11 protein-coding genes are annotated in these 13,068 nt (G+C 53.9%); all 11 read right to left on the bottom strand.

Going from position 1 to position 13,068, the window contains the following annotated elements; translation table 11 throughout:
* Positions 1-27: 27 nt before the first annotated feature.
* The 11 genes from IDH45_RS24245 to IDH45_RS24195 all read right to left on the bottom strand — a co-directional run bounded on the left by IDH45_RS24245 (position 28) and on the right by IDH45_RS24195 (position 13,007).
* Positions 28-447 (bottom strand): SRPBCC family protein, encoded by a 420-nt coding sequence (locus IDH45_RS24245; RefSeq protein ID WP_190930722.1) that lies wholly within the window; start codon positions 445-447, stop codon positions 28-30.
* Positions 447-773 (bottom strand): ArsR/SmtB family transcription factor, encoded by a 327-nt coding sequence (locus tag IDH45_RS24240; protein ID WP_190930721.1) that lies wholly within the window; start codon positions 771-773, stop codon positions 447-449. The genes IDH45_RS24245 and IDH45_RS24240 overlap by 1 nt, the downstream gene beginning before the upstream one ends.
* Positions 774-1,110: 337 nt before the next feature.
* Entirely contained in the window at positions 1,111-1,950 is an 840-nt protein-coding gene (locus tag IDH45_RS24235; RefSeq protein ID WP_190930720.1) for an SMI1/KNR4 family protein, read from the bottom strand.
* Between the two features lie 333 nt (positions 1,951-2,283).
* Positions 2,284-2,733, bottom strand: coding sequence for a VOC family protein (locus IDH45_RS24230; RefSeq protein ID WP_190930719.1), 450 nt, complete (start codon positions 2,731-2,733; stop codon positions 2,284-2,286).
* 470 nt (positions 2,734-3,203) lie between these two features.
* On the bottom strand, positions 3,204-5,273 hold the full coding sequence (locus IDH45_RS24225) for a glycosyl hydrolase family 28-related protein (protein ID WP_190930718.1): 2,070 nt from the start codon (positions 5,271-5,273) through the stop codon (positions 3,204-3,206).
* A 17-nt stretch (positions 5,274-5,290) separates the two neighbouring features.
* Positions 5,291-6,496 carry a M24 family metallopeptidase gene (locus IDH45_RS24220; RefSeq protein WP_190930717.1) on the bottom strand — a complete coding sequence of 402 codons (1,206 nt, stop codon included), beginning with the start codon at positions 6,494-6,496 and terminating at the stop codon, positions 5,291-5,293.
* Positions 6,497-6,540: 44 nt separating this feature from the next.
* On the bottom strand, positions 6,541-8,064 hold the full coding sequence (locus IDH45_RS24215; protein ID WP_190930716.1) for a hypothetical protein: 1,524 nt from the start codon (positions 8,062-8,064) through the stop codon (positions 6,541-6,543).
* A 40-nt stretch (positions 8,065-8,104) separates the two neighbouring features.
* Entirely contained in the window at positions 8,105-8,932 is an 828-nt protein-coding gene (locus IDH45_RS24210; RefSeq protein WP_190930715.1) for an amidohydrolase family protein, read from the bottom strand.
* The gene (locus tag IDH45_RS24205) at positions 8,929-9,714 is read right to left on the bottom strand and encodes an amidohydrolase family protein (protein WP_190930714.1); all 786 of its coding nucleotides are present in this window, start codon (positions 9,712-9,714) and stop codon (positions 8,929-8,931) included. The genes IDH45_RS24210 and IDH45_RS24205 overlap by 4 nt, the downstream gene beginning before the upstream one ends.
* Positions 9,715-9,727: 13 nt before the next feature.
* Positions 9,728-10,771, bottom strand: a complete 1,044-nt coding sequence (locus IDH45_RS24200; protein ID WP_190930713.1) for a phosphotriesterase family protein — start codon at positions 10,769-10,771, stop codon at positions 9,728-9,730.
* A gap of 106 nt (positions 10,772-10,877) precedes the next feature.
* Positions 10,878-13,007 carry a hypothetical protein gene (locus tag IDH45_RS24195; RefSeq protein ID WP_190930712.1) on the bottom strand — a complete coding sequence of 710 codons (2,130 nt, stop codon included), beginning with the start codon at positions 13,005-13,007 and terminating at the stop codon, positions 10,878-10,880.
* Positions 13,008-13,068: the final 61 nt, after the last annotated feature.

Raw genomic sequence — 13,068 nt, 5'->3', positions numbered from 1 at the left:
TCCTGGCTATGTTTGCACCGAATATGATTACCGCTCTAACATCTTTTCAAGCTCGCCGCACCATTTCCCCCATCCGTACTTGGCGCCGCCCAGTGCTTGAGCGTTGGAGATTCCGGTTTGTTCGAGATGAAGGTTCACCTTCCCGTCCCCTAAATCATGCAGCGTCCAGGTGACGGTATGCTTCTCTCCGCTGGCCCACGTATAGGACAATCGGTTTGGCTCCTCCACGATTAGCACTTCACCTTCGATAATCCCATTCCAATATTCGTTAGGCTGCGTGCGAAACTGAAAACGGTGTCCTACGACGGGTTTGAAATTATTTTCCATCCCCTCGCCGGTATGGATATTAGCCACCCACTTGGCAAGCTTGCTTGAATCGGTTAAGGCGGACCAAAGCTTCTCAAGCGTTGTTGTGTATTGGAAATCGAGGGTTAACGTTAAACTCATTATTCTTCCTCCTCTAGTAGTTGGCTTAATCGCAACATATTGGTACTCCAGAATTTGCTGTAAAAAGTGACCCAATCCTGAATTTCTCGGAGTGGAGAAGCGTTTAGCCGAAATCGCGTTTCTCTGCCGACCTTCCGGTCGAGAACCAGTCCGGCTTCTTTAAGAATGGTCAAATGCTTGGATACCGCTGTACGGCCCATCGGAAAATGTACCGTTAACTCATGAAGCGGCAGCTCCTCCGCCTCTGACAATAGGTGAATCAGTCGGCGCCTTGTCGGGTCTGCAATCGCGTCAAAAACGTCACGCAACTGGTTATTCTCGCTCATAGCACCCCCTCCAAACCTTTATATTTCCGGAGCGGAAATCTTTTGACGGGATGAACGGCCAGTCTTACCTCCCCCTTCTTGAATCTTCGGCTCTTCGCGACGTTCGGACACTATTTGGTGTCGTATTGATTATAGGACACCATTTGGTGTCGTGTCAACAACAATTTTAAACTTACCGTTCCCGGCATAACACAGGGGCTGCCGTTATTTCTGACCCTATGATAATCAAACAGCGGCAGTCTAGGACTTTATTTTCCCGCCCATGGCTGCCGCTATATATTTAGAATCAGACTTCACTTACTTCATAGAGTTTGACGAGTTCATCATCGGCAACCTGCTAGAGATGCGAAACCGTATTATACTTGAATTTGATATTTCCGTGTTTTTCCCCAAAATCTTCGATTTCTTTCGCTGTTTGCGTCCCGATCAGTATATCAGCCATCATTCCGTTGGAACGGAACCAGGCTAGTCTGCGTTCTCGCTCGTTATAGAAAAGTGCGCAAAACGGATGGTAATACGTGTCCAATGCCTGGAATGTACGGCTAAATTGTTGTTCCGCAAGCTTTCTCGCCTGCAACGATGAAACCAGCTCGCCTTTTAATCGGCCTTTGGCGGAATGCTTCATGTGACTGATGGCGAAGATCGCCGCTGTAATCATGACATTTTCACAAAATGATTCCATATGGGGTTCCCAGTACCATGCTTCATTGTCCCTGAACATTATTTGTCTTTTGACCGCCGATAATGCAAAGGGATCTTTTTTTCTCATCCGATAGACGATATTTCCGTCCGAAACATGAATTTCGTCAATTGGCAAATACCGGTCTTTCTTTTTCGTATTTCCGTCGGTCCTCAGTAGTGGATCGTTGCCAACAGTACGATAATAGTTGCGTAATTCGGCCGGAAATGCAAGTCCTAACCGTTGTTCCGCGTTTTCGATTTGTTCTTCCGTGCAGCTAGGGGAATTATCGCCGCCGTGAACGATGCAGCTTAAGGTTTTCAACCATTGTTCCATATTCCGGATTTCTTCGTCAGATGCCCCGTGATTTTGAACCAACTTCGGAGCTTTACCGTCCTTGCCTTCATTCAATACTTCGGATGAAAAGTACGTACCGGAAAATTCCTTTTTACCGCAATTATCTACCATATATGTACCGGTTAACATTGCATCTTCCATATGAGCTCCTCCTCGCCGTAGCCTCGTCTCCATCTCGTATCGTGCTGGTAACTATTCTTCAGTATTCAACATTGTAATAACACTATCCTCCCGTTTCATTCAACTAATCGGGTTCATCAAACGGCTCTTCAGCGCATGTAGATTTCAAGCATTGACCTCCGGGTGCGAATACACGTTCATGTCCAGATGCAGCAAAAGGATATAAGTTCTTGTCCTCAGTCAAAGACAAGAACTTATATCCTTTAAATCAAAAATGCGATAAAACAGATTTATAAAGCTTGTCCCTCGATAAGTTTGTTCTTCGCTTAATTGTTGAAATCACATTCTTTGTTTTCAAGTCGTCATACAAGCCTTTTCTTCAACCGCCCGAAAATAGTGGCCGTCCGGATCGTAAAAGGTGAAATAACCGAAAGCACTTGTAAATACGGGTTCTCTATCTACTTGAGCCCCGGCTTGTATGATCCGTTCATGCAAAGCGAGCAAATTGTTCGTTAGCAACTCCACCATCGTCACGTGTCCCGTGTTGTTTGTGATAAAGAACGAACGGGGAAATACAAACTTCAATGGAGTGACATCCTCCGGTTTGGTTTCCATTAAAAAAATACCCGGCCCGTTCCCTTTCTTCAATGCAACATGCGCCTCTCCAAACTGATAATCAGCCGATTTTAATTCATAGCCCAGCACATTGCAATAAAAATCTACCGACGTCTTCAAATCCGTGACCGGAAATCTCATGCAGCAGTAACCGCTCACATCCGCATCATTCGTTTTATTGATCAGCATTCTCTACAATCTCCCTACTAAAATAGCTATTTTTCAGATCAATATTTCCCTTTATGTATGATGATCACATTACCAATGGGGTCCCGAATCCGAAACAGAAACGGATCTTTTAGAATATCCCCATATGAAACGTGCCGTTGAAATCGTTCCTTAAATCAACATCCTTACCTGTAATAACGAAAAATAATGGTCATTCGATACGTGAGCGCAAAAACTTTTTTTTACTTCCGCTATTCGCTCCTGTTCTTTATTGTTCAACGCCCCTGCAACGCTAAAAAAACCGGAGGCACACAGCCAGCCGGTTTTCTTAGCTCCATTCCATATTGTTGGCAATCGCTGCGAGGGCACGGCTCCACATGGTCCTGCACGTAGACGAAGAGCCGCTCAACTCCGGAAAGAATACAGACCCTTTTAACTACTTTCGATGTTCGTTTCGTTGCATGGTTTGCTCCGCTACTCCGAATAGCCCATCACAGGCCGACCGGCGTACGCAGTTCGAGCCAATCCGTGCCCAGTACATTTGCGCTGCCTGTCGTCATCTTCCGCCACTCCGCTACGATATAAGGCCCTCCCGTTCCGGTTACCGTCACCGGATCGGCGTTAACCACAACTTTGCCTTTTACCCACTCTCCGGCACCTGGCGCGGTTATCCCGATATTCAGCTCGCCCGCGGGCTCATCGTAGCCGGACCAGACAGCCGGCGAATATCTGTCCACGGCATACAGGGAGAACGAGCGGATCCGCAAGTCGGCGCTTCCTCGCCAGAACAACACTCTCACTTTTTTCACCGCATCGGTCACGGCGAAGTACAAATCTTCTACGCTGTCGCTGCCGGTCGAGTAGCTGCCGCCGAAATAACCTCGCCAGAAAACGGTCCGGTTTATATACGTTTTGACGTAAGCCTCCGGATTGGTACCTCCCGGATGCGACAAAATTTGCCCGGAAGCATCATAGCAGACGATATGGATGCGTCCCCCGTATCCCGGTTCGCTGTCTTGTTTGACGACGAACCTTTTGCACTTCGACGTATCGACGAACACGCCCGGAGCACCGTATGTTGAGCCTTGGACAGCCACATAATCCGCATGCAGTCCCAGTCGGTAAGCGGGGTAGACGTCCGCCGTCTGAAACGAACCAAAGCCGATGCCCGGAATATGGACGGCCGTGTCCCCGTCGTAATAACATGCTTTCCGATGGAGCGGTCCGGAGTTGAAGATCATCGCGTTGAATTCGATCAACCGGCCGAGCCGGGATTTCACGGCAGTAGACGGGTACTGGGACAAATCGTCCGCTTTCGCGGTGCCGTACCCGGCTTGAAGCTCGTTGGCGCTCGACTGGTTCAACGTGCGGATCGTAACTGGACTATTTCCTTCGTTGCGAATGTCCGTGAAGAAATTGACCGTCCCATGCTCGATCAGAATCGGCAGCGACTCCTGCGGATTTGCCCGGACCGCGCGCAGCTCGAAGCTCGGCTTGTAAAACACATTGTTGTTATTGTTCGTATAAGTTCCGTCCTGTGACGTAATACGCACGCCGATACGGCCTTTGCCGGGGTTAGCCGTAGTCGCACACCAGATCCTGCCGTTCAGGAACACATTCTCGTTGCACCAGCCGACGCCCCCTCCCGCATTGCGATTCGTCAGGTCGATTGCGATTTTATTGTTCGTCAACGCGCCGAGATGCACTTCGTTGTAGACGAAGCCGGCCGAAGCGCCGAGGCATTGGACGCCGATCGTAAAGCCTCTCGCTTCGACAATATGAATGTCGGAGGAGTAGCAATTGATCAGCCGGATACCGACGCTGTCCTCGCTTTGCCAATCTGCTTGGGCAGCACGCTGCACATTCAGCTTTAACGTCAGCAGCGCGTTGATCGAAGCGGTGCCGCCGATCTCCATGCACGCGACATTTGCGGTTCCCATATAGATGAGCGGCGCTTCCATGGTCACATGAATGTTAGCGGGAATGGTCACCGTCGAGTCTACGGCATATCCCACAGCAGTCGGAAAATAAAGCGTAGGCTTGCTGGTCGAAGAGGCGGTCGACAACGCGTACGAAATTGCAAGCGTTAGCGAAGCAGCATCGTTCGTCGTGCCGTCGCCCTTCGCGCCGAACCATTTCACGTTGACCGTCCCGTCCGGCATGATCCGCTTGAACCGCTGGCCCGTACTGGAGACGACGACGCCCCCCGTATCGTCGGATGAAGTGGAGTCGCCCGGATCGTAGTAATAATGTCCGTCCTGTCCCGCATCGGTCACATAGTACACATATCCTTCAGTCGTATCCGGAGTCGCTCTCAATTCAGCCAGCGTAATGTCCCGAACGCAGTCGTCGCAGTGCGGGTTCCCGTTGCCGTAGACGGACTTCCCGACACTTTGACCGGCCGCCTCCCGGACCCCTCCGGGCAGCAGCCCCGCCGTCGCGAACGCCGCCCCCGTTATCCCGAACGAAGCCAGTAGCTTTCTTCGGGTGAGAATCGTGTTCATCCGCTCCTCCGCCGTGCTTTGTTCCGACTCCGTCCCTGCCCTTGTCACATCCGTCATCGACGATACCTCCTTGTTTAATTGACGACTACGCCGGATGAATCCGTTTTGTTCCGCCACTCGGCGCTTAATTCCCGCACCAATTTCGACATCGATTCATAGCCGTCTTCGGTGACAAGCAAGCTTTCCTCGATGCGATTCGAACCGTGCGGGTGGCCGAACAGGCTGACATCCGTATTCACGGTCATGCCCGCTACGAAGACAGCGACGGCATGCTCATCCGGGTACGGCGATTCCGCTTCGGACAGTCCGCAGCCATGAAGCGGCGGATACAGGTCGTACTTGGTAACGCCTTTGTCGGCAAAATAAGTTTTGACTGCGCGTACCAGTTCGCTTTGCTTAGCGCCCGCTTTAAGCTTTGACAAAGCCAACTCCTCGGCTTCCACCAGCGTATCGATAAACGCCCGCTGTTCCCCGCTCATCCCGCCGGCGACGAAAGGGAAGCCGATCGTGGCTACGTAGCCTTCGACCTGCACGGCAATCGCAGCCATAATCATATCCCCGTCCGCGATGACCTTGTTCGTCGGCCTGCCGATAATCGTCTTCACCCGCTCGCCGCTCGTCAACACGCAGAACGGCAAGCATTCCGCCCCCAACCGGGTGCATTCGCCGTAGGCGAGTGAAGCGAGCTCCAGCTCCGTCATCCCCGGCTTCACCCGCTCGATCATCAGCCGGTAGCCGGCGTCGGCAATCGCCGCCGCTTGCCGGAGACAGGTTATTTCATGCTCGCTTTTCGTCATGCGCAGCTTGAAGAGCAGATGTCCCGCATCGACGGTTTCGACGCCGCCCAGACTGTTTTCGATCGTATGAAGCAGGGAGTCCGGCATCGCGTCCATGCCGACTATGCCTACGCGCCGCAACGGATGCCTTTCGCCCAGCTCCCGAAAAATGTCCCGCAAGCTCGTATACTGCGCCAACGGATAATCGATCTGCTCCGGGACGGTTACGCACGTAAATTCGGGAAGCAGCCGGATATCCGTCCATGTGCACATTTCGCGGCAAAGCATATCGCCCTCGGGCGCCGCGATCACGATCGGCTCGCCGTCCTGCGGTACGATCGCCGCCCCCCGCTCGAACAACGGCCAATAATTGCTCATATAGCGCAAGTTTTCTTTGCGATACTCGTCCCCGTAGATCAAGCATGCCTGGATATCGTTTTCTCGCATCAACTGCTTCAGCTTTTCCGCTCTTGCCGCGAATTCTTCGGCCGGAATGGCACTCATCGTGTTCGCTCCTTCATCGGTTAAATTAGAGATTTGTCGGACCTTCAGTACATGCATGCCCGGATGTTCATAAAACGTGCAATCTGGCTCAGTTCCTCGCTCAGATCGCCGTAGGCGATGATGCAATGATGCGCAAACCCTTCTTTGATCAACGCGGCGAGAAACGATTTGACCGGACTCTCCAGTTGGATCAGCGCCGTAATTTCTTCGCAAGGGATATTGTCCGGGACGTGCAGCGTCTTGCCGCGGACGATCAGCATTTTGTAGCCTTCCGCATCGTTGATCAGGTGCCCGAGAGTAACGACGCCCGGCTTCAGCGTATATTCGAAGCCGAATCCTTTCCCCGCCAAGCCCCACTGCTCCGGTGAACGATTCACTTTAATCGTGCCGCGATCGGTCGCGTAGTCCGTATGGGCATAGCCGTGATGGATCATGAGGATCGCGTTCAGCGTCTCGTCGTATTCCCCCCACTCGGCAAACGCCGGCGTCTGTCCGGTCAGCCGATTCATGATGCACATCATGATCAGGCCGTGCACATCGCCTTCGGTATTAACCACATACCGGCCTTCCTCGTGCAGCATCGTGTTGGCCAAATACGGCGTCGTGCCCGTCTTCTCCTCGGTATAGTGCTGGCCGAGCAGCGTGACGGCATCGAGCCGGAACCTCTCGATCGTACTGCGCAGCGCATAGTAAAACTTCGCCGAGCGCTCGATATCGTCGTCGCCTAAACCGACAATGTTGAAACGGTTTTTCGTCGCCGAGACAGTATCGCGAATATCGTCTTCCTCGGCATCCCGGAACTGCCGCAGCAGGTGGTCCACCTGGATCGAGATGACATTCGGTCCGAGCGTCCCCTTGATCATCGTCTTGTCGTACTCGAAATCGTACATCCCCCGAAATACATGGCCGATAACGCCGATATTCAAACTCTGCAAACTGACATACGTCTCGTATGCACGCACATAAGCGCCGATTTCGGCATAAGCCGCCTCTTCCTGATGCGCGCCTACAACCACCTTCAAGTCCGGGTACCAGCCCATTTTGCGAAAGGTAGCGGCAAGCTGCGTATTCGCGATCAGACCGCTGTTGCGCATCATGTGCGCATAACTTCCGGACAAATCGATGCGATCCGACCCCTGGGTATTGAACAGGAGGACCGGGACTTCCCGGATATGGGACAACACCTGGATGGCCATATAGTCCGGGCAGTATGTGCCGGCCACATATACGACCAGATCGACCTGTTCATCCTTCAGCCGCCGCCCTGCCGCATCCGCCGTATCGATTGTATGAACCAATCCCGGCCAGACGACATGCTTCACATGCCGTTTCAGGTTTTCGTACACAAGCGTCATATCCTGGCGGACCTCTTCATGAAAAGAAGCGGGAAACATTCGCCAATATTCAAAAAATCCGACTGTCACCAGACCGACCTTCAATGTGCGCGGTTCGGACCTCTTGCTCAGCAAATCGCCGAACACGTTTCCTTTGGCGACCTCAAACGATTCGATCACCTCCAGCCCTCCCGGTTTTGACGCTTCCGGTCTTGCGTGGATTGTCTCACTCATACCGTTCCTCCCTCTCCAAATGCAGCTTTAGTTGCCTCTGTTATTTGCCGATTTCCCCCAATAAACGCATGGCATTGTGATGAATAATATTGGCAATCTCCCGGTCGTCGATGCCCGAGAACAAGACGCAGCCCAAGCCGTAGTGCGGATCGTACCACGGCATGTCGGTGCCGAACAGCACCTTCTCGGAGGTCGCGGCCCGCACCATCTTGCGCACGACCCCGTTCAGCCGAAACGTATCGCACAGCTCCAGATACACGTTCGGCAGCTCCGCCGCAAGCTCGATCGCCCGGTCGCATTCGCCGGGAGCCGAATGTCCCATCAGAAACTTGATTCTCGGGTACCGGCGCGCCAGCTCTTCGATCATCCGCGGCGGGTTATACGGGCTATGTCCCCATGTATGCGAGAGCAGCAGCAATCCTCTGTCGCTCGCGAATTCATATAGCGGCGTCAACTTTGCCCCGGTTAACGGGTACTTGTGGTAATCCGGCAAAAGCTTGAACCCGACGTACCCCGGATGCCGGTCGAAATCGGCGAGATCGCGCTCCAGCCCGTCGGCGTAATTCGGATTAAACGTATAGTAGCCGAATATGCGCTTCGGATGCTTGGCCATCGCCTGTACGATCTCGCCGTTGCCGGCAATCGGATCGAACAGGGCGCTGTGGGGAGCGGAAATGATCCATTCTATGTTTTCCGCGTCCATCATGCGGATCATCCGATCCAATCCGGCCTCCGGCAAAAAAGTGCCGTAAAACGGACCCATATGCGTGTGCATATCGATGATCGACAGACTACTCAGCTTGCCGGTCTCCACAAACTCCTCAGCCAGCTTCGACGGATTCGTCATTTTGATGCCTGCATGATTCATAGCCGCACCTCGCTCAGTAAACGCTCGATATTGCCGAAGGCGATATTCGCGATGTCCGCTTGACCGATCCCTGATCCGATTACGGTTGCCAGCGGGCCTCCTATGTTGTTGCTTGGAAAATCGGAACCGAACAAAATCCGCTCCGAGCTGAATTTGCCGCATATATGCTTCAATTCGCCGGCTGTCTGCATATCGCCGCACTCGATGTATACATTGCTGTATGTGCGAAGCAGCGGGTACAAAAAGCGGGCGTGGCTCCATAGGCCGTAATTGTGGACGATCACCGTCAACTCGGGAAACTGCTCCAGCACGCTGTAGATGTGCTCCCATCCCGTACTCGGTGACAAATACAGCGGGATACGCGCCGCAGCAATCGCATCGAGCTGCTCTCCCATCGTTATCGCGTTCAACAAATAGCGATTGCGCTCCGGATAAGCCCGCAGCAGTCGTACGCCGTTTTGCTTCATCCGCTGAAACAGCGGTTCCGGAGCAAACGCCTCGTCCGTGATGGCAGGCAACATGGTCCAGGTCGGGAAAAGCCGCCCCGGTGCTTTGGCCGTTTCCTCCATCAGCTTAGCGTTTCCATAGCCGGGGTCGACATCGATCATCGTCGCATGGTAGACGACTGCGCCCGCAATGCCGCAGAAGTCCAATGTCTCCAGCAGTTCCTCCGCATGACGGGCTTGCTCGACTTGTTCCCGGATCAGGAAAAACTCGTGATTGACGATGTCGGAATTGACGGTTCTATAGCCAATCCCGCAGCTGCAATCAATCCATTTCATGAGACACCTCTTCCTATTTCCCGTCGTCCAGAAATGCCGCCGGGTTGTCGCAATACAACATCCGGATCTGCTCCGGCGTTATGCCCTCGTCCTCCATCATCGGGACGATATTGGTGATGACGTGATCGTATCCCCATCCGCCGTAGCGGTGCAGGCAGGTTTTCAGACATACATCGTTCGATACGAGCAGGCGGGGGCCGTAGCCGTCGTCGATCAAAGCTTTAATCGCACGCACCCGGTCTATGTCCCGGGCGAACAACCCTCTTAATACGCTGCGGTGTCTGCGGTCGGCATAAAATTCTTTGCCGAAGTTGTCGAACTCGATGTAGACGCCTTGGTCCAGCAGTTCCTTCAAATAATCGAGCCGGATATCGACATCGATATGATTGATGCATATCTTACCGGGATCGGCTCCGTGCCCGGCAAGAATGCGAATTGCCTCGGATCCGTTCCTTGCCCACAAGTCCGTATGCACGTGCAGGCCGAGTCCGGTTTCCCGCTGCACGGCGGCTGCGGCGACCAGCGTTTTGCGTTCGTTCGGGTAGATGATCTCGCTTGTGCCGATTTCGCCGATGACGCCGGCTTTGATCGAGGTTCCGTCGATACCGTGCCGAATGTCGGTCAGCATTTCCTCCGCGATCGACTCGACTGATCTCTCGTCCATATCGGGAGGATGCGTCGCTTTGATATAGTAGCCGCAGCCGGCGACAATGCGGATATCGAGCGTCCGCGACAGACGGGCAAGCAAAACCGGGTCGCGGCCGATCTCCCGTAAGGTCAGGTCGACCAGCGTCGTGCCTCCGGCTTGTTTGAACGCAAGCAGTTCCTCCAGGATCACCGCTTCGTCGTCGATCACCGCATTGTCCAGTACGGCATAAGGATTGCGGCGCAGCGCACCCGAGTTGGCGAGGGATACGTTCTGTCTCGCCAGAACTTTGGCCGAGATGCTCTGCGGCGCAGACACTAGCGGTCTCAGGTCGATAAAAGCATGTTCGTGCGGCAGAACCCAACCCAAGCTATCGGCATTCACCTTGCCGGTTACAGTCATGACGGACATCTGGATGGCCTCCTGTTTTCTTTCCTTCCTTGAACGTGCCGTAAGCTGCTTTTGCGACGCTTTGGCCGCTTCGATCGCTGAATGTTCGTTACCGGCGCTGCCAGCCTTATTCCTCGTCCGCCAGCGCGACGTCGAAGATCGTCATTCCGCCGGGAGGGATTTTGGCGATAAAGCCGCCGTTCACAATCGATTCGTGCGAGCGGTCTGAACGCGGCAGGATCGTGCGGCCCTCCCGGTCGACCAGCTTGACGGGCAGCGCCGGAAATTTGCTTTTGCTCGCGACCTGCTTGACGGCGTGCTTCGTCCTTACGACGGGCAGCCGGTATTGCAGCCGGTTGTCGTTTCCGATCAGGAGCCGGATCGTCCCGTCGCTCATCTGCATCGGCAGCAGCGGGTGCTCGATGTCAGCAGAAAGTTCCCCCCCACTAACATAAGCTGCCCGCAGCAGCTTGCCGCACGCTTGTACGAATCCGCTCGACGCTTTGCGGTAGATGAGGTCCAGCCGCCATATCCCCGGATCCTCCGCATAACGCGGATCTCCTTCCACATCGGGACTGCCGTCGTCTTCGCCCAGACTCGCCGTAATATCGGCATAATCGAGATAGCCCATCCGGTAGCCGGAAATGCGCATCTTGAAGCCGGCGATCGGATCCTGGAAAGTAATGTCGGGCTCAGGTGAACCGGGCAATCGGAACGGGCGATCAGACGGACTCGTGCAAATAACCGGTCCGCGGTCATAAGCCGAGATGCGCCCGATTTCCGCTTCGGACATCAGATCGATGTTCGGGATGAAAATCGGACCGGACACGATGTCCAAATCTTCGATGCGGGCAACGGCCCCGATCTGGCCGCCGGCTTTGGCGAATTCGTAAATCGTCTTGTGCATCGACCAGCGCTTTGTCTCGATATAGTCAAGTAAAAGCTCGTGCATCGCGTGATCTGACCAGATGAACGTCGGAGTCAATACGGTCCGGGGAAGCTCGGCAAAGCCGATATCCCATCGTTCTCTCAGCCATGCCCACTCCTCCCGTGTCAGCCCGTCTCCCAGACAGACGAGGAAGCCGTCCATCGAACGCTTCAAGCCGTCCCGCGTATGGATGAAATAGTGGGTCAGCGAATAGATTTCCCGCTCCACATTGGAAGCAAAATGGCCCACGGTGCTCCATTCCTCGGTCGAATCCTTCACTCCGTTCAGGCAAATGAGCTTGCCTTCGGGAGCGTAAGCCTTCATCAACGTCGGCATCGTCATATAGTTGTACAGGCGATATGGGCCCAGCTCCCTGGCCATATGCACGCTGGTAGCCACTGATTCGGCGGCGATATAATCGACCCCGGCCTCATACAGCTTCTTGTAATCGATCCCGTAGCGGTAAATCGCCTCGAACGGCTCGCTGCACCAGGCATTGTTGACGATCACCTTCTTGCCGTCCTCGTGCAGCCCCCGGCACACTTTCTCCCAGAAGGCCGCCCAGCGCCACGTCAAAAACGAGAGCCATTCCCGTTTGTACCGGTTCCAGATGTACGCTCCGCGTTTTTGGATGCCCTCCCGGTCCCTGTCATCGACGGAGGCGCTTATTTCGGCTGGAAGCTTAATGCCGGTATGTGCTGTAAACTGGTCGATCATATCGTCGGAATAGTCGCCGTTTTTCGCCGAGCCGCCTGAGCCCGGCGGACAGAAGTTGTCGGCTACGTGCAAGCCCGAGAAGCCGTAATCATGAAGCGCCCGGCGAACTTTGGCGAGAAAAAAATCCTCGTAATACGTGCCGTCTTTGAAACGCTTCAGCACGTGCAAACTCGCGGTGCCGATCGTCCACACCCCCATCAGTTCCTTATGATCGGCAAGCCACTCGCGATGTCCCGTATTATAATGGCTCGGATGCCGGGGATCTTTATCGACATACACGCCCATAAGGCCCATGTACGTCTCGGCCCCGCGGCTCTCCAGCCCCGCCACAAGTTCCCTCAGTTCAAAATTGGTCCATTCCTGGATATCCCGAATCTCGTTGCGGACATTGCCATAGTAGTTGCAGTTGTCCGGAGGAAGCACCCGTTCCCGCTCCATGCCGTCCTCATGATGATGAACGATATCGGGACTGAACAGAAACAGGGAGATCCCGTCCGGCTTGAAGCCGATCGTCGAGTAATAGTCGGCGACTCCCTTATCCGTCCGCTCCTTGTCGAAGCCGATCAATGGAGTCCATATGAACATTTCGTGCTTTTGCTGCGCTTGGTTCATCAGTTGGTTCCCTCCACAAATAACTATCTTTATCCTGTTTGCTTTTACCGGAAGCGGATCT

Origin of the sequence: Paenibacillus oceani (genome assembly GCF_014705615.1) — a bacterium.
In the GTDB taxonomy this organism is placed as follows: Bacteria; Bacillota; Bacilli; order Paenibacillales; family NBRC-103111; genus Paenibacillus_AB; species Paenibacillus_AB oceani.
This window is presented reverse-complemented; position numbering and strand designations above follow the sequence as displayed.